Genomic DNA, 17,831 nt, shown 5'->3' with positions numbered 1-17,831 from the left:
CGACACCAACATGGCCTGGATGATTTTGGGGCTATTCCCTTTTAAATTCATCCATTACCAGAGTGATGTCAGCCATTATTTTCAATGATTTATAATTACTACCCCACATCACAGAAGTGCTTTATTTTCTGCCAATTAGGGATGAATAAATGATATTAATGACTATTTTTTCTTTCAAATTTTGGATATAGGATGTCCAGCGCTGATAACTCCTTATCCTGTATTAATGGAGGAATATCAACGTAATCTTGGTTCTACACACTCAAAGTGTTAGGAAGAGTATGAAGAATGAGCCAACTAAAATGTCACTTCCATTCTATTATTATCTGCACCAATTGCCAATACAGCAATAGATCCTTCAGGTAAATTAACCGAGAATTGATTGTTTATATTGACATGAACTATGGTATCATCTACATACACTTCATAAGCAACAACATTCTCATAACCATTCATATTAAAGGTATATGTTGCTCCTGTGTTGTAACGATTAGCAGTTCCGGTAACAATTGCCTTATTTCCTTTATAAACATCCACCAGTGCCTCACGGATATAGTGTAAGGGCTGTGAGGGTTCGCTATACCCCAATTCCTCAATACGTGCTTTTACATCAGCTGATAAATCATACCCCCACAGGTCGAAAAAGCTGATCAAATCGTAACCACTTATCTTACTAGCCAGGTAGGCAAATTCATGATGTTCAACTCCCCTTTCAGGGTCCGGCGTAATCCTTATTTCCTCATGCAAGTCTTTATAGAAATCTTCCATTCCCAATACCTGTGAAAAATACAGCTCCAATTGCCAGAAATGAACCAGTTGTTCAAAAAAGTATTTCTTATCAACGGCTCCAGTTGCATCCATATGCTTCATACCTTCAACCATAAATGAATTATACGCTGCCATATATTTATCTTGCGTTTCGAGGCGCGACGGATTGCCAAAAGCCGCTTGCACATATAATGAATAAACATTATTTGAGACCTCACCCAGGACGCTCTCGTTAGCCATATTTTTCCACCTAAAGCCTGGCCTGGTCTGATTAACATGTCCTACTTCGTGAGCAGGTCCCCAAATATCAGTTGTTCTTAAACGATCAACATCACACAACTTAGGCATCGTAGATGGATTATATTCTGTCCGAAAACTTGTCGCATGCATATAGGTAGCCGCAGGAGAAGACCTAAAGAGCATTCTTGATTTATTGGTGCGCTTGTATTTGTAAAATCCCAAAAACTGTTCTTCGAGCCACACGATCGAATCATATACTTCTATTAAGCGCGTCGGATCCGGAGTATACTTTTTCAGGTCCTCAGTATTGAATATGATATGGGAATATTTACCCAACAAGTCAATGCGATTACTTACTGCTGAACTTAGCATACCTTGCCATTCCTCATTGGTGTTTTGCTCAATATCAAAGCATCCATTGACCTGACCATTCGCAAAGTTGACTTTAACCTGTTCATCCGAATTGTTGTGATAAAGCAAATAAATCAAGCCACTGATTTCAGCCTTTATTTTATTAACACCAGGTTTGAGTACATAATTTTGACCGGAAAATCCGGATCCTTTATCGTCATCATGATCAATTATCCGAACCACCAGTTCATCACTGTGTTCCTCCGCAAAAACAAGAAGTTCGTCACCTTGAGCAATATAGATCCCGGTTACATTATCAAGCAAACCATAGGTTGATGTTTTGTTAAGGCTACTTTGAATGGAAGGATGCGGGTAACTCTTGTACGTTTTTATGCGACGATCATCGTAAGTTTCATCATAAAGAGATAATGCTATGTTTCGGAACACAGAATTAGATATCGATTCCAGTGCTTCTCGCTCTACGCCAGCTTTTATGGCAGAACAGCTTTTATCGGTGAAGGCATCAGGAATATCCATGCTAATCCCTTCATTATAAAATTCAATTTCCTGAATGGAAACAACATCTCCAACACCTGATGATATATCGAAAACCAGCTTTTTAATTTTATCCTGGTATTGTGCAGGTATCTTTATCTTTTTGGGTGCAGGATCATCGGCATAATCCATTTCAAAGATGTTGATGAAATTCTCAGGATCATCTTTTGTTGATACCTTTACTGTACCCTTTTTAATCCTACCGTTACTCCCAACCTGACGCGGCCAGTAATAAATAAACTCAAAAGATGGAGCATTATCGGGAAATGTTGCCGTTATAACAACAGGAAATTCAGTTGGTGGATTATCCGTAATCCACGGGCTGTGATACTTGGTTGATAAATCTCCGTCAAATGCCATACTCAGGGGCTGTGAAGCTCGTTCAGTATGGTTGACATGCAATTCCAAACTATTAATGCTCACTTTTTCCGGATCGCCATTTATAATCTCATCCGGATCACCTGGTATGTATTCAAATTTAGGTATCTCAACCTCAATTGATTCATCATTACTACAAGCATATATTATACTTATGGCAATAATTCCTATCAGGAATATAGCTTTATGTAGATTTTTTCTCATCGAAATTGATTTAGTGTTTAAAAAGCAGAGGCAATTACTCTTTGATTATGCTATCACCTAATTGCTTAAACTTCCAACGGTTGTTCCAGGATTCAATATGTTCATCTTCTAAAATCTGGCGAACTCGAGCCAAAATTTCAGGGTGCCTGGCTGCTATGTTATTTTGTTCTTGCGGATCCAGCTCCAGATTATATAATTCAAATTGTGTATTGTTTTCCTTCCTAACGTTTTTACAAATTGCTTTAAACTGGCCAACACGAACGGCAAGCTGCCCGCCGTATTCAGGGTATTCCCAATACAGGTACTGATGCTCCTTCTGTTTTTCACCCATTAATTCCGGTAAGAAACTTATTCCGTCTGTATCTTTCGGCTTTTCAACACCTCCTATATCACATAAGGTCGGCAGCACATCCCAGAATGCTGATATATGTCCGCTTTCCGAACCTGCTTTGATATGGTCTGGCCAGGCTGCAATCATTGGCACACGAATCCCTCCTTCATGCAAAAAGCCTTTGCCACTGCCATACTCACTGTTGAACGGACCTCCGCTGTTAAACCAAGGTGAATCTGTCCCTCCATTATATGTAGGACCATTATCAGAACTGAACATGATAACAGTATTTTCATATAATCCCAGTTCTTTTAACTGTGTAATAAGCTGGCCAACACGCTCATCCAGATATGATACCATAGCAGCATAACCAGCATGTGGATAGCGATGTGGGAAATAGCCTCGTTTACCATCATAAGGCTCTTCATCGCCAAACTTTTGTGTATAATAATCTACCCAATGCCGAGGGGCCTGGATAGGAGCATGCGGTATGGGTGTTGCCCAATACAGAAAGAAAGGTTCATCCTTAGAGTTTTCAATAAAATTGGTGATGCGACCAAACATTACATCAGGTGTATATTCATTTAAATTATATGGTTTATAATTATCAATATCATATGGATCAGCACCTTCAGCTAACTTTGTTCCCGGAGCTACAGTATCATTATTCAGATAAAACCGGTTTTCATTTTCATAAAGATGCACCGGGTAATAGGTATGCGCCTGACGCTGGCAATTATATCCAAAGAAATAATCAAACCCCTGCTTTGTAGGAATACCATCTGTATGTGGGGCTCCCAGTCCCCATTTTCCTACAACTGCCGTTTTATAACCACTTGACTGTAAGAGCCTGCCAATTGTTTGTGTTTCTATGGGCAACGGCCTTTGTCCTTCAAGTGTTGAATCGGCGATTTGGGCTCTGTAATTCCACACATCACCCCGCTCTTTCCATTCATCATTTCCGCGCACATAGGAATGTCCCATATGCTTACCTGTCAATAAAACGCAACGCGATGGCGCACATACCGGAGCGCCTGAATAATGCTGTTTAAAAAGCATTCCACTTGCTGCAAGTGCATCGATATTTGGTGTTTCAATCAGTTTTTGCCCATAACAGCCTAATTCTCCATAACCCAGGTCATCTGCAAGAATATAGATGATATTTGGCTTATCGGCTTCATTTGCTTGCTTCGTGTTAGTCGTAAAGCATCCATTTAATGAAATTGTAAACAATGCAACCAACGCTAATAGTGTAATCGTTCTCATTCTACTGGTTCTGATATTAATTTTAAATTCTTACAATTCTTGAGCAGCTAATATTCCTATTCAGTTAAAGTCCTGAACTTTTGTGTATCGAAAGACCATGTAATACCTTGATCATTCTTAATTTTAATTCGATAATAATACTCTGTATCGGCCTCTAGTCCGTCAAGGAATATGGATTGATTTCCAGACGCCAGTTCAATAGATTTATTGTTTTCCCACTTGTCCTCTTTTGTTAAGCCTTCTTCCCTGCCCCAAAACAGGTATCCCTGAGCGTTAGTTCCTAAATCTGTAATGTTCAATGGTAATTCAGCCGAATTGGCTTTAATGTTTTCGGCAGTACCATCTTCAAACGTGGCAGGCATCATGTATAATTCAGCCAGATACTCTCCTTTCAGGTAATAAGGCACGGCATCCGGATTGCTCAATGTAACTGTTATTGCAGGTGTTCCGACTTCACCCCATCCTCCCATCTGCATCGAAAATTTATTACCGACAGTACGCCAATTACGATAACTAAGTTCATTAACCGAAGAACTTCCAATCAGTTTATTTATTGGATACCAGTTTTTATCTGTATCCATCTGCCAGCCTCTGTATTGGGTTTCTCTCAACTCATGGCCACTTCGCTCGGTAGATGCGGCTCCTGCGACTTCAACAAATGTACCTGTCTCCAGGTACTTAATGACTCCTGTCTTATTGTACTTTTTGCCACATCCATAAAGTTTCCAATGGCTATCAACAGGATCTAAGTAATAACTCCAATACGTATTATAGACTTCTCCCGGCTGCATTCTAACAGCAATAAGCTGTGTATTGGTATCAATTCCCACATAAGGATGCGGACCTCGTGGTTTTACCCCTGTACCCTCATGACCATACGAACCAAATGTAAGGCCTGGTCCAACCGCAATTAAATGACTCTCCTGGTAAAAAGGTGGTACCGGGTCATTCTGCCCATAGGACCACAATGAAAAGTTGTACCCGCCAAATGTTACAGTATTTAACGACCATGGTGATCCGGTATAACCGAAAGGAGTTGTTATTGGTTGATAACAGTTAACGGTTGTATTCATAACGGTCAACTCATGCACACTTATTTCAACAGGATTAGTACTTTCAGTCTGCCACTTGCCATGCACAGCAAATGGTCGATATCGACGCATTTCAATTTTTGCATCTTTTGCAGCTGAACCAACCAGGTGTACATTTTTCAGTCGGCCAATATCAGCCCCTTCGCTTTTTGCCATTTTTATCTGAAGCTTCACCATGTAAAAACCTGGTTTCACATCAGTAAATTCAGCCCCATTCTGAATTTCATATTTATTATCACCTCCAGTTGAAGTGATAGTAAGCGATTTCCGTTCATCGTTTAGGTAGACGTATAGTTCAGAGCCATCCTGGGTATCGGCAACACTCATTTCAGGATGTATAAAAAGATTTCCTTCCTTTTCAATGGTCACCCCAAATAAGATAGTGTCATTAAGTTGTTTCCAGTTATAGATATAGTCGTAATATTCAAACTTATTATATTCTTCACCTGAGGTTTTATCAACCAGATGAGCCCTTAAGGTTCCAACAGGAGAAAAAAAGCTTTCGTTGGTAGTAAGAGTTAGTGTGTCTGATACAACTGGCACTTCTTCGTTTATGCTTTCTTCTGATATACCTGCCTTATTACACTGGCAAAACATAAGCATTAAAGCAATTGCACCAAGCATTTTAAACTTGTATAACTTCATATAGTATTTTAAGGAATAATCATTTTTCATGGGATTATTTTTTAGGCCTCAAAAGTCAGAAGCATGGAATTACATAAATAAAGCGTATGTAATTCCATACTCACTTTTTGTCAGATCCTTTTATAAAAGAAATTCCGTTACACTAGTGAATACCTGCTAAGAAGCTAATTTGATCAACATCCAATGCTGTTTCATAGATACGTACATCGTCGATTAGACCAATGTATCTCGAACCTCCTAATTGTGATCCTATATAAATACCTGTTTCGCCAGCAACACCGGTATTAATCGTGGAGGATGCAACTGATGCATCTAGTACCCCATCAACATATAGCTTAACAGTGCTGCCATCATAAGTATAAGCAACGTGGTGCCAGGCATTATCATTAACAGGAGTAGCAGCATTCATACCACCACCTTGCCATTCGAATCGAATGACACCTGAATTCTGCAACTTAAATGAAGCACGACTATATGTACCCGCGGCTCCCCAATGTACAAGGGCAGTTGTTGCTGTTGCATCAGTTTTTACCCAACAAGCTACTGTACGAGCGTTACTACCATTTACACCTTTGTAATTATCCAACAGTACATCCTGACCTGCAGTTCCATTAAGTTTTAATGCCATACCACCAAACTTTGATCTTGGCTCGTAAGTCGATGATCCTCCAGATCCTGTACCACCAGCTGATCCACTATTTTCAATATTATTATCGAAAGTCATTTTAACAGTTGGAGTTACTCCTTCCAAATCAGGAATAACAAGAGGATTGACGGTTACAATTTTAGTTATTTCATCGGCACCAGCATCGTTTCGAACTGTTAAAGTAATGGGTTGTTCACCCTCTGCCAGAAACTCCACAGCAACACTACTTTTATTATCATATGTCGGATTTCCACCTGGAATTCGCCATGTATATAAATAAGGATCATTGGTTGAAGCATCTGTAAAAGTTACAATTGTACCTACTTCTACTGTCATATCATCATCATCGGCAGTAAAATCAGCCACTGGCTTATCGCCTAAATTAACCGTCTCATCATCTGAACACTGGATAAACAATAAGCTTATGCAACTTAATGCAATTATATATCTGAATTTTTTTAGTTTAGTCATCACCTAAAAATTTTTAGTAAGAAATACACAGAAGTTTTACTCTATAATTTATGCAACATCACTTCCATGTCCTAAAATTTAAACTTGTTTATACTGGCAGCTACAAACATGCAACTGCCAGTAAATTGTTATTTCCAACCAGGATTTTGCTTTAAAGCTTCATTTAGTACCTGCTCCTCACTAGGTAGTGGAAACAAGTAGTAATACTCAGGAAACACAGGAGGCGTACCTGGCACTAATTGCACATAGCCTTCAGCTGCACCACCTTGTATCGGAATTACCTTATTATAATCACTTTGCTTTATCCAGCGTCCTAACTTTGGAGCAGAGGCATAAGTCATTTTCTTCCATCTTCTCAGGTCTTCACGACGAAAACCTTCGCCCATCAGTTCAATTGCACGCTCTCTGCGAATTTCCCACAACACTTCGTTAACAGACGGATCGCGCGATGGATCAAAGTCAGCTGTAATTGCAGAAACATTCATTGCAGCCACTTCTCCACGTACCCTTAACTTATTAATGGTAGCATCAGCCACAGCCTGGTCAAACTCACCCAGCTCGAATTTAGCTTCTGCATGGTTTACCAATATTTCACCCATACGGAAGATAGGTCCATCATTAAAGTCTCTTGACGAAGTACGATAGCTAACGTTACTGAAATACTTCCAGAATCGGTATCCGGTAGCCGTTTGTGTTGGTAACAAACCTTCAAAATTTGGCACCTCAGTTGTAATACGATCTGACCAGTTACGGTCGGGCACTTGCTTGTAATGTGATTCCAAATCACCCAACTTTGCACCACTCACACGGGCCATTTCTGCAATCCACTCTTCATCGGCCGGGTTGCCAGTTGGCTCCCAAACACCTGTACCTGATGACTTAACTCGATATGGAGGAGGTGTCATAATAAGCAAACGTGTATCTCTGTCTCTGAACTCGGCATATGCATCCTTGTCGCCCTGAAACTGTGGACTATTCCAAATCGTTTGTCCATCCTTACAAAGGAACATATCAATACCTTTACGGGTTACATCATACTTATTATTGGTCGAACGGGTGTTGGTCGACATCATATGGAAGCCGGCATCATCCTCAATGTAATGACGATAAAGTATAATACCAGGCTGGCCCTGTAAATCCTCACGGTTGAATATTTGATCATAATACGGCATTAAATCCGGATAATCCTGAAGCAGCTTATCAGATGCTGCAACACTGGCTTCTAAAAACTTTGTATAGTCATCCAAACCATGGTATTTACGCCAGGTTCCTTCGAATAGCCCAAAACGGGAAATTAAAGCCCTTACAACATTGGCATTAATTGTATTTTCACCATCTCCTTCTTCTTTAACACTTTCTACCGCTTCCAGCAGATCTCTCAGTATATTATCGGCAACCACCTCGCGCGAATCTCTTGGACCATATAATATATCCGTATCGGCATCGGTTAGCGCATGCTCCACCCATGGCACTCCGCCAAATTTGGCTAACAGTTTCATGTACTCATATGACCTGAAAAATAAACCGACTCCACGCCAGTGTGCTTTATCAGTATCAGACATTTCGGCGTTAGCCACATTATCAATTAATAAATTTGCCCTGCGTATGCTCTCATACCTATTGGTCCAATCCCCATCTGTTGCCGGAATGGTCACTCTATCCCAAAGGTAAGCTTCCCCATTGGTGGCATAGCCATTCTCAATCAGATCAGCTTCAGCATCCCAGGCAATGGTTGTATAATATTTTCCGGTATGACCAGACCAGGGATAAGGATTAAGATTCTCATAAAAACCCCAGGCAAACACTTTGCAGTTGTCGTAGGTTGAAAACATGGTTGCTTCTGACAGTTCATCTTTTGGTGCCAGGTTCAGAAAATCGTCGTTACACCCAACATTAAACAGCAACAGTAAAAAGAGTACTGATATATATTTTATTTGTCTCATTTCTTTCAGTTTTTTAGATTTAGAATGTCAGATTTAAGCCCATAGAGAAATTGCGCATAAATGGATAAGCTCCATTAGCACTTTGATCAGGATCCATCCCTTTTGGCAAATGATCAAAAGTGTAGATATTATCACCAGAAATAAAAACCCTTAATGAATTAATACCTACCTTACTTACAACACGTTTGGGGATAGTGTAACCGAGTGTAATGTTCTGAATCTTTACATAACTTCCATCTGATAGGTACTTTGTTTGTGTATATCGACTCCTTCCATAGTTACTGTTAGTATTACCTTCAGGATTTCCATAGATTCTGGGGTAGAAGGCATCCTGGTTATCAGGTGTCCAATAATCCAACTGATGTGCATAAATATGATCAAACTGGCTTGGATATGGCCAAATCAAATCTGAATTCAAGTTTAGATCGCGCTTACCAACACCACTTAACACAAAAGAGAAATCAAACCCTTTATATTCGGCAAATCCATTGATACCAAACTGATATTTGCGAGTGTTGTTACCAATTACCTTGCGATCGCCAGGACCGGTATGAGCTATTAAATTTCCTTCCTCATCGTATTCTGGATAAATGGTTCCATTACCATTATTGATAATACCATCGCCGTTTAAATCTTTATATTTGACATCACCAGGCAATGGTGTTGGTGCATTCTCAATATATACAACACCCTCCTTTAACTGACGATCATCTCCATAAAGGTGAGCATCCAATGAACCTTCAACAAAATCGTCTACTGTATAATAGCCATCAGTTACATAACCCCATATCTCGCCAATCTTCTGTCCAACATAGTACTGGTTAATTAAGCCACCTTCGTTAAGAAACTTAGTGATTTCACCATCCGAATTAGACAGGTTAACATTGATACCATATCTTAACTGACCTATTCGATCATTCCATTTCAATTCAACTTCCCATCCGCGTACTTCAAGGTCAGCGATGTTTTGTTTTGGTGCATCAGTACCCAACACAGCTGGCAATTGTACACCGGCATTGAGCATACCTAAAGTTTTACGGGAATATAAATCCACATTGGCTCCCAGACGATTATCGAAGAAGCTTACATCTAAACCAACATTGGTTGTCTGTACTTTTTCCCAGGTAAAACCGCCACTCACCAATTGAGCAGGATTAAAGGAGGTATAACGCATGTTTAAGCTTCTGTCGATCCAATATGGGTTGTACTGCTCATAGCCAGCTATATATGGGTAGTAATCACGTGCCCCATCTGTTCTCACCAATTGGTTACCAATCTCACCCCAGGAAGCGCGTAATTTCAACATTGACAAGTAGTCAATTGATGACATAAATGGTTCCTTAGCAATATTCCATCCACCTGATATCGAAGGCAGTACCACAAAACGATCATCTTCAGCAAAGCTCGATGAACCATCGTAACGACCGTTAACTTCAATGAAGTACTTATCGTTGTAGTTGTAATTAATCCGACCGAAGTATCCTAACACAGCCCAATCATAATAGTTATCGCCCCCATCAAACTCTCCCAGGCCAAGGTTAAGCGATGGCTGATCAACTGTAATAAGGGTTTTACGATTCACATTAAAGGCGTTGTAGGTTTTCTTTTCACGGTTATAACCTGCCAGAAAGTTAAGCGAGTGATTATTAAAGCTCACTTTATACTTTGCATATATATTTAAACCATGGTACACATTGTCGGAAGTACTGCGAAATAGCTTCGTATTCTCATAGCGCTGCTGAGGGGTACTGTTTTCAATAAACTTAAACGAACTGGCAAAGCCAGCCTGCTCCTCCACCCGACTGAATTTATAGTAACCTTTTTCGAATGTGTATTCACCGGTAAGTGTCAGATTCTTGATCACATCCAACTCCAGTTTCTGAAAAATTCGGATATTATCATTATTTGTCATCCCAGGCTCCGAATAACGCACTACATTTCCTGGTGTATCGAAAGGCAGAATATTACTGGATGAAAGTTCAAGCGTTCCGGTTGGATCAAGTAAATCTATGTGACCGGTTGGATCATACATTCTTAATTGAATCGCATTGCCATATTGTGCCTGAGGTTGCGAGCGTAAACTACTCCGGTAGATGATATTGGTTGATGATCTTAAACGCTCGGTTAAATCAGCATTAAGCAAGGCATTAATATTGAAATTTTCGTAAGAATCCTTATCAGTAACCATTACACCATCCTCATAACTATAACCAGCATTAATACGATAGCTGATCTTATCAGCACCTCCACTCATCGTGAAGTTATGGATAGTTGAGTAACCAGTATCATCTAAAAAGTCACCAATTACATCGGTATCGGCCAACGGGTAATATTGCCCTGATTCGTCCACAACAATGGCATAATTCTTTCCACTAACAGGATCTTTTACATAAGTAAGTTGTTCCGGATTTGTTTCATATGTATCCAAATAAGATGACCAGGTGTCAACTTTCTGCCCGGCAAAATATTCATATACACCAAAATCCTGAAGTGCCTTTACAAACTGTTGTGTGGTTGCCTTCTCTGGCAGTTCCATTGGTGTTGATATACTAGTAGTTGTAGCATACTGAAACTTCATTGGTTGGTTCTTATCAGCTGACTTGGTAGTAATTAATATCACACCAAAGGCTGCACGTGACCCATAAATAGATGAAGCTGCCGCATCTTTAAGCACTGAGACAGATTCAATATCCTGTGGATTAATATCATTCAAGTCATCAATTGGCACATTATTAACCAATACTAATGGCGAGCCACCATTGATAGACGTCATTCCCCTGATATTAAGGCTGGTTGATGTACTACCTGGCTGTCCAGAGCTTGATACAACTTGTAAACCGGCTGATACACCCTGTAATGCCTGGGCTGAATTTGTTATTGGACGATCTTTGACAATCTGATCCATTTTCACAAAAGAAGTTGCCCCAGTAATATTCTCCTTTTTAGCAGAACCAAATCCTACTACAACAACCTCGTCTAATCCTCTTATATTTTCGAGTAACACAATGTCAATTGTGCTGCGGGCTGCCACCTGCACTGTTTGCTTCTCAAAGCCGATATAAGAAAAGGTAATCTGAGCTTCTTCTGAACTAACTGTTATTGCGTACTTTCCATCAATACCGGTAATAACCCCATTGGTAGGATTTCCCTCTTCAAACACATTCACACCTGGTAGTGGTTCGCCTGTGTTATCAGTAACAATACCTGAAATCGTTAAGGTTTTTTGCTGCTGGTCACTCTGAATTTGAGGTAAAGCGGCATGCAAGATAATTTTGTTATCTACAATTTTGTACACAATATTCGTTCCTTCCAGCAAACCATCGAGTAACTCCACAATACTCTGATTCCTACCTTGTAACGCAACAACCTGGTTTACATCAATTGTGGCATCATTGTATACAAAGGAATAGTCACTTACTTCTTCTATCTGACGAAGCACATCCTTAATAGAAGACCTCATGGTTTTAATATTGATTTCGTTCTCTTGTGAATAAACACTTGCGGATATTGGCATGAGGCCAATTAAAAGTATACAGGTTATTAATTTCATAATCCGAAACCATCTCAACAAGGTATAATTCTCCCTGCTGACGTTAAACATCAGTTTTTTTTTCATAGATTTGAATTGTTATTGTTAATAATACCTCGTGTTGTAGCACGAGTGTTAAACATTGGGAAGTGTTGTAGCACTTCCCTTTTCTTCACTTCATTACTGTTTGGTTATTCGTACATTTCGTTCATTGATAGTATATTGTATTGGTGCAACCACTTTAATTAGTTCCATTACTTCGGTAAGACTTTCATGCGTTATGGTTAGGGTAAATCGCTCAGAAGTAAATAATTCTTCATCCAGCTCTATCTGAACGCCATACCACCTCTCCAGCTTTCTTACTACCTCAATAAAGGTATTGTCATCAAATATGAGTTTATCGTTGGTCCAGGCAGTATAGAAACTAACGTTTGTCTCTTCCATTTCCACTGCCTGCAATTCTTTATTATAAATACATTGTTGTCCTGGCTTCATTAACCACTCTTTGCCGCTGGCATGCACTTTTACACCAACACTTCCCTCCTCAAGCGTTGTTTCAATGATCCTTTCATCCTTGTAGGAATGCACATTAAAACGGGTTCCATAAACGACTAAATCAATACCATCTGTCTGTACAATAAAAGGTCGCTCTTTATCTTTGGCCACATCAAAAAAAGCTTCACCATCCAGCGTCACAATTCTTTTATTGTCGTCTACATCATATTTATAAGTTAGTTCAGTGTCTGAGTTTAGCCAAACCTTAGTGCCATCCTGCAATACCACCTGGCTTTTCTGTCCCGAGGGTGCAATTACACTAAGCTTTTGATTATTGAACTCATTTTGTGACTGATTCATTAGCAAACGAGCCATTGACCCCACCATTAATAACAAGGTGATAATAGCTGCAACGCTCAGCCAGTTGTACTGGCGGCTTGTTAGCATCCTTATTTTACCTGAGTTTTGTTTAGACTGAATGCGGTTCTTTATTTGCTTCCAGTTAGCATCAGTATCATATATCCAGCCTTTAACACTAATGTCGGCAAACTGATAGCTTTCGTTAAACTCATTAAAGAGCTGCTTATTTTCATCCGACTCTTTCAACCACTCCGATAATTTTTGTAATTCATCATCCGTGGCAGTTTTGTCAAAAAACCGAACCATAAGGTTTCTGTAGTCTATATCTTCCTTCATTTTTTGCCTTTCTTAAAGGTAGTACAATGAAGAAGAGTTTTACCCCTACATGAAAATTAAAAAAATGTAAATAAAGATTAAATAAAGGTCAACAATACTGTAGTAAGGTATTCCTTCAACTCTTTACGGAATACTTTTAAGGCACGCCCTATCTGCGTTTCAACTGTTTTCACCGAGATATTAAGTTCCTCAGCAATTTCTTTGTGTTTTTTCCCTTCGTGCCGACTCATCAGAAAGATTTTACGACATTGTGCGGGCAGAGAATCAATGACCTCCTGAGTTTTAATGTCTATTTCTTTGGCCAGTAAAGAATCATGAGTGTCCACAAAATCACCCTGCAGATAGGCTGATTTAATCACATTTAAGTACTTATCCTCAACCTGAGAGTGTTTAATAATATTTAAACTCTTGTTCTTGGCCAGCTGAAAAAGGTAAGCAGTTATTGATTTATGAGCATTAAGGTCAGCCCTGTTCTTCCAGATGCTATAAAAAACTTCCTGAACCACCTCTTGTGTTGCTTCATAGTCATTGAGGTATTTATTGGTGAATGCACACAACTTCCTGAAATATCTGTGATAGAGTAATTCAAAGGCCTGATCATCACCTTTTTTTAATCGCCTGATAGTATCTTCTTCGTGTATGCCCACTCGCCATTTACCTTTTAGAGAGTGCGCAATTTAACGATTTTTAAGAAAACATCTTAACACGATCAGAAATTCAGGGAAGATATGTTAATCACTACAAACATACGCCTTCGCAATGAACACGCTGGTAAATAGGGGTTTCACTAAATTGCTGATGCCACTCTTCTTTCGAATAAGTATATAAGGATAGTGATTGGCCTGAGTGAATTTCCACTTTATAGCGCGCATCCATATATTGCTGCTCCAGACTAAAATCCACCTTCTCATTGGTGAATACATATACTTGTATTTCTTCATGCAAACCTGTTCCCTGAGGAAACAATATGATGACCTCAGCATAGGGATCCAATGCCTGAATATGCGCCTTTATTAAATCGGAAATATCACCTGATGTCTTATTCATGGTGGCAAAAATAGTATTTAACTCCATCAATAAGACAATTACAAGAGCTAATACGCGTACTCCAAAGCCGCATTATTATTACGTTTGCGCATAAGTAACACTATTCCATTACATAAACGCGCTTCACTCTCCGGCTTATACTGGTTAAAATTTCGTAGGGAATCGTACCTAGTTTCTCGGCCACTTCACTGATGCTGATGCCTGCTCCAAAAATTTCTACTTCGTCACTTTCCTGAACATGTATTTGTGTTACATCAGCCATACACATATCCATACAAATATTACCGATAACGGGTGCTCTATGCCCATTAATCAATACCTGTCCCACTCCATTACTTAAACGGCGATTATACCCATCGGCATAACCAATGGGAATGACAGCAATGCGTTTAGTTGATTCAGCCTGCCCTTTGCGGCTATAGCCAATTGTTGCACCGGCTTCAACCTCCTTAACCTGCGATACATACGATTTTAAGGTATTCACTTGCTGCAGAGCTTCATCATGGATAGCTGACACCCCATACATACCTATGCCCAGGCGCACCATATCAAACTGCGCATCAGCGAAGCGTTCAATACCGGCTGAATTAAGCAGGTGACGAATAAATCCATGTCCTAAGCCATTATGCATGGTTTCGCATGCCTGCTTAAAACGGTCTATCTGCTTGCGGGTAAATCCGTCATGCATCGCTTCGTCGCTTCCTGCCAAGTGCGAAAATACACTGCTCACCATCAATTCGTGGCAGCTTTTTAATCGCTCAATCAATTGAGAAATTTCCGTAGGCACAAAACCAAGGCGATTCATACCAGTATCGATCTTAATATGAACAGGCACATTGGTTAACCCCTGACGCTGAACAGCCGATAGAAAAGCATCCAATACCTGAAAGCTATAAATCTCCGGTTCAAGTTCATATTCGAGCATCATAGGGAAACTGCTCAGCTCCGGATTCATCACAATGATGGGCAGTGTAATGCCGGCTTTACGCAGTTCAATGCCTTCATCGGCAAAAGCCACACCCAGGAAATCCACTTTTTGATGCTGCAACAGATTGGCGATCTCAAAGCTACCTGTTCCGTATGAGAAGGCTTTGACCATGGCTAGCATCCGGGTTTCTTTCTTTAGCTTCGACCTGAAATACTGAATATTATGAGATAAGGCGTTGAGATTGATCTCCAATACTGTTTTATGCCTGCGTTGCTCCAACAAGGCCGATATCTGTTCAAATGCAAACTGACGTGATCCCTTTAGTAATATGGCCTCATTTTTAAAATTATTGACATCCACTTTCGCCAAAAAATCAGCTGTTGTGCGGTAGGCATTAGCTCCATCCATAGCGACATAGAGATGCTCTCCAATGCCTATCAGCTTCTCAACCCCCTTCTCACTGGCCAGCTTTTGTATCTGTGCGTATAGTTCCTGGTGGTCCATGCCACTCTGATAAATATCTGACAATATGAGTGTTTTGGACAACCCGCGCTTAGCACCCATCTGGTTCAGAAAATCGAGTCCCAACTCCAAAGCAGTCAGATCAGCATTGTAACCATCATCAATCAGCAGGCAATTATTAATGCCTTCCTTCTGCTCCAATCGCATGGCAATGGTCTGTAGTTTGGGTACTTCATTGATAATGTTTTGAACTGGAAGCCCCAACTCCAATGCCACCAGTACAACCAGCAGCAGGTTATCAATAGCTATCACATCCTGGTAAGGAAAATGCAGAGTAAACGGCTGCCCTTTCCAATTAAGCTGAAGCACAGCCCCTTCTGAGCCTAAATCGTGCTGCAGCAGTTGCAACGCATTGCCATCACCTTTACCGCAGCTAAGCAATTTTTTTTCAGGATAGAGCCTTAATAATGCTTCACCTATCAGCACATCATCACCGTGAAAAAAAATAGTATGAGCCGATTCGAAGAGCTTTAATTTCTCTTCCAGCTTCTCATCCATGGAAGCAAAATTCTCCTGATGAGCGCGGCCAATGTTGGTGAATATGCCAAAATCAGCGTGTATACAATCAGCCAGAGCTCTCATCTCACCTGGTTGAGAGATACCGGCTTCAATTAATGCGAATTCTATATCCTGCTCCAGCATCCAAATGGATAAGGGCACACCCAGCTGGCTGTTAAAACTTCGTGGTGAACGGCCTACTTTGAAATGACTTTCGAGCAAGCGTGCCAGCCACTCTTTAACAATGGTTTTTCCATTGCTACCAGTAATACCAATAAAAGGTATAGCCAAAGATTGCCTGACAGATGCTGCAATAGCTTGCAATGCCTGAACCGTATTTTTACAGATAATAAAGCCGGCATCGGGGTATAAGGAATAGTTTACCTGCACCTGCTCATCAACCAGAAAAGCTCTCATCCCTTTTTCGTATAATTCCGGGATATAAGCATGACCATCGTTATTGGCACTTTTAATAGCCACAAACAATGTTTGATCTGCAACGAATGTTTTACGGCTGTCATAGGCAATTTTCTGAATCATTAAATCAGTATTGCCAGTAACTTTAGCCGAAGACCATTTAGCCAGTTGAGTGAGTGAGTGAAACATATCAGGCATTGGCTTTCATGAAACAACAGCGACACAAGGGCTCGTACTCGTTTTTCTCACCAAGCACCACCAGTTTTTCCTCCTTAGACAAACGATGCGAGAAGTGTGCTAAATCGCCACATCGCATACAGATGGCGTGTACTTTAGTCACGTATTCAGCCGTTGCTAACAAGGAGGGAATTGGCCCAAATGGTTTGCCTTTGAAATCCATATCCAAGCCCGCCACAATAACGCGGATGCCCTGATTGGCTAGCTGATGGCAAACATTGGTTAGTCCGTTATCAAAAAACTGTGCTTCGTCAATCCCTACCACATTCACATTACTGCTCAACAGCATAATATTGCCTGAGGACTCCACCGGTGTGGAACGAATCGCATTGGCATCGTGCGACACCACCTCTTCTTCACTATATCGTACATCCACCAATGGTTTAAATATTTCCACCTTCTGACGTGCTATTTTTGCGCGTTTCAGCCGACGTAATAACTCTTCGGTCTTACCCGAAAACATCGAACCTACAATGACTTCGATCCATCCTTTCTCTGAATCCCTATTGGCCTTATTTTCAAGAAACATTTAGCGTATCCTAATTATTTAATTGCAATCGTTAACTTTGTCAG

General features: G+C 40.3%; 11 protein-coding genes. All 11 read right to left on the bottom strand.

The features are described 5' to 3' along the window. Positions 1-297: 297 nt before the first annotated feature. Positions 298-2,496, bottom strand: coding sequence for a M60 family metallopeptidase (locus KEM09_RS10240; protein WP_212228071.1), 2,199 nt, complete (start codon positions 2,494-2,496; stop codon positions 298-300). Positions 2,497-2,530: 34 nt separating this feature from the next. Further along, positions 2,531-4,093: an arylsulfatase gene (locus KEM09_RS10235; RefSeq protein ID WP_212228069.1), complete on the bottom strand. Its 1,563-nt coding sequence runs from the start codon at positions 4,091-4,093 to the stop codon at positions 2,531-2,533. A gap of 56 nt (positions 4,094-4,149) precedes the next feature. Continuing rightward, positions 4,150-5,859 carry a DUF3472 domain-containing protein gene (locus KEM09_RS10230; protein ID WP_212228067.1) on the bottom strand — a complete coding sequence of 570 codons (1,710 nt, stop codon included), beginning with the start codon at positions 5,857-5,859 and terminating at the stop codon, positions 4,150-4,152. A gap of 112 nt (positions 5,860-5,971) precedes the next feature. After that, complete coding sequence (locus KEM09_RS10225) at positions 5,972-6,946, bottom strand: LamG-like jellyroll fold domain-containing protein (RefSeq protein ID WP_212228065.1); 975 nt, start codon at positions 6,944-6,946, stop codon at positions 5,972-5,974. A gap of 128 nt (positions 6,947-7,074) precedes the next feature. After that, on the bottom strand, positions 7,075-8,889 hold the full coding sequence (locus tag KEM09_RS10220; protein WP_212228063.1) for a RagB/SusD family nutrient uptake outer membrane protein: 1,815 nt from the start codon (positions 8,887-8,889) through the stop codon (positions 7,075-7,077). 19 nt (positions 8,890-8,908) lie between these two features. Then, positions 8,909-12,403, bottom strand: coding sequence for a TonB-dependent receptor (locus tag KEM09_RS10215; RefSeq protein ID WP_212228061.1), 3,495 nt, complete (start codon positions 12,401-12,403; stop codon positions 8,909-8,911). A 195-nt stretch (positions 12,404-12,598) separates the two neighbouring features. Beyond that, on the bottom strand, positions 12,599-13,609 hold the full coding sequence (locus KEM09_RS10210; protein WP_212228059.1) for a FecR family protein: 1,011 nt from the start codon (positions 13,607-13,609) through the stop codon (positions 12,599-12,601). Positions 13,610-13,686: 77 nt separating this feature from the next. Continuing rightward, positions 13,687-14,256 (bottom strand): RNA polymerase sigma-70 factor, encoded by a 570-nt coding sequence (locus KEM09_RS10205; protein ID WP_212228057.1) that lies wholly within the window; start codon positions 14,254-14,256, stop codon positions 13,687-13,689. Between the two features lie 91 nt (positions 14,257-14,347). Beyond that, the gene (locus KEM09_RS10200; RefSeq protein WP_212228055.1) at positions 14,348-14,656 is read right to left on the bottom strand and encodes a hypothetical protein; all 309 of its coding nucleotides are present in this window, start codon (positions 14,654-14,656) and stop codon (positions 14,348-14,350) included. A 100-nt stretch (positions 14,657-14,756) separates the two neighbouring features. Further along, positions 14,757-17,219 (bottom strand): bifunctional UDP-N-acetylmuramoyl-tripeptide:D-alanyl-D-alanine ligase/alanine racemase, encoded by a 2,463-nt coding sequence (locus tag KEM09_RS10195; RefSeq protein ID WP_244824948.1) that lies wholly within the window; start codon positions 17,217-17,219, stop codon positions 14,757-14,759. After that, a complete protein-coding gene (locus tag KEM09_RS10190; protein WP_212228053.1) occupies positions 17,212-17,787 on the bottom strand; it encodes a thymidine kinase in 576 nt (191 codons plus the stop codon). Before KEM09_RS10190 ends, KEM09_RS10195 begins: the two co-directional genes overlap by 8 nt. Between the last annotated feature and the right edge of the window lie 44 nt (positions 17,788-17,831).

The sequence above is a fragment of the Carboxylicivirga mesophila genome (genome assembly GCF_018271975.1).
Taxonomy (GTDB): domain Bacteria; phylum Bacteroidota; class Bacteroidia; order Bacteroidales; family Marinilabiliaceae; genus Carboxylicivirga; species Carboxylicivirga mesophila.
This window is presented reverse-complemented; position numbering and strand designations above follow the sequence as displayed.

What these genes read in the sequence shown, in the direction of transcription:
- KEM09_RS10210 (WP_212228059.1), bottom strand. Translation starts at nt 13,609, where the DNA reads ATGAAGGAAGATATAGACTACAGAAACCTTATGGTTCGGTTTTTTGAC.
- KEM09_RS10235 (WP_212228069.1), bottom strand. Translation starts at nt 4,093, where the DNA reads ATGAGAACGATTACACTATTAGCGTTGGTTGCATTGTTTACAATTTCA.
- KEM09_RS10230 (WP_212228067.1), bottom strand. Translation starts at nt 5,859, where the DNA reads ATGAAAAATGATTATTCCTTAAAATACTATATGAAGTTATACAAGTTT.
- KEM09_RS10200 (WP_212228055.1), bottom strand. Translation starts at nt 14,656, where the DNA reads ATGAATAAGACATCAGGTGATATTTCCGATTTAATAAAGGCGCATATT.
- KEM09_RS10225 (WP_212228065.1), bottom strand. Translation starts at nt 6,946, where the DNA reads ATGACTAAACTAAAAAAATTCAGATATATAATTGCATTAAGTTGCATA.
- KEM09_RS10240 (WP_212228071.1), bottom strand. Translation starts at nt 2,496, where the DNA reads ATGAGAAAAAATCTACATAAAGCTATATTCCTGATAGGAATTATTGCC.
- KEM09_RS10190 (WP_212228053.1), bottom strand. Translation starts at nt 17,787, where the DNA reads ATGTTTCTTGAAAATAAGGCCAATAGGGATTCAGAGAAAGGATGGATC.
- KEM09_RS10195 (WP_244824948.1), bottom strand. Translation starts at nt 17,219, where the DNA reads ATGCCTGATATGTTTCACTCACTCACTCAACTGGCTAAATGGTCTTCG.
- KEM09_RS10215 (WP_212228061.1), bottom strand. Translation starts at nt 12,403, where the DNA reads ATGCCAATATCCGCAAGTGTTTATTCACAAGAGAACGAAATCAATATT.
- KEM09_RS10220 (WP_212228063.1), bottom strand. Translation starts at nt 8,889, where the DNA reads ATGAGACAAATAAAATATATATCAGTACTCTTTTTACTGTTGCTGTTT.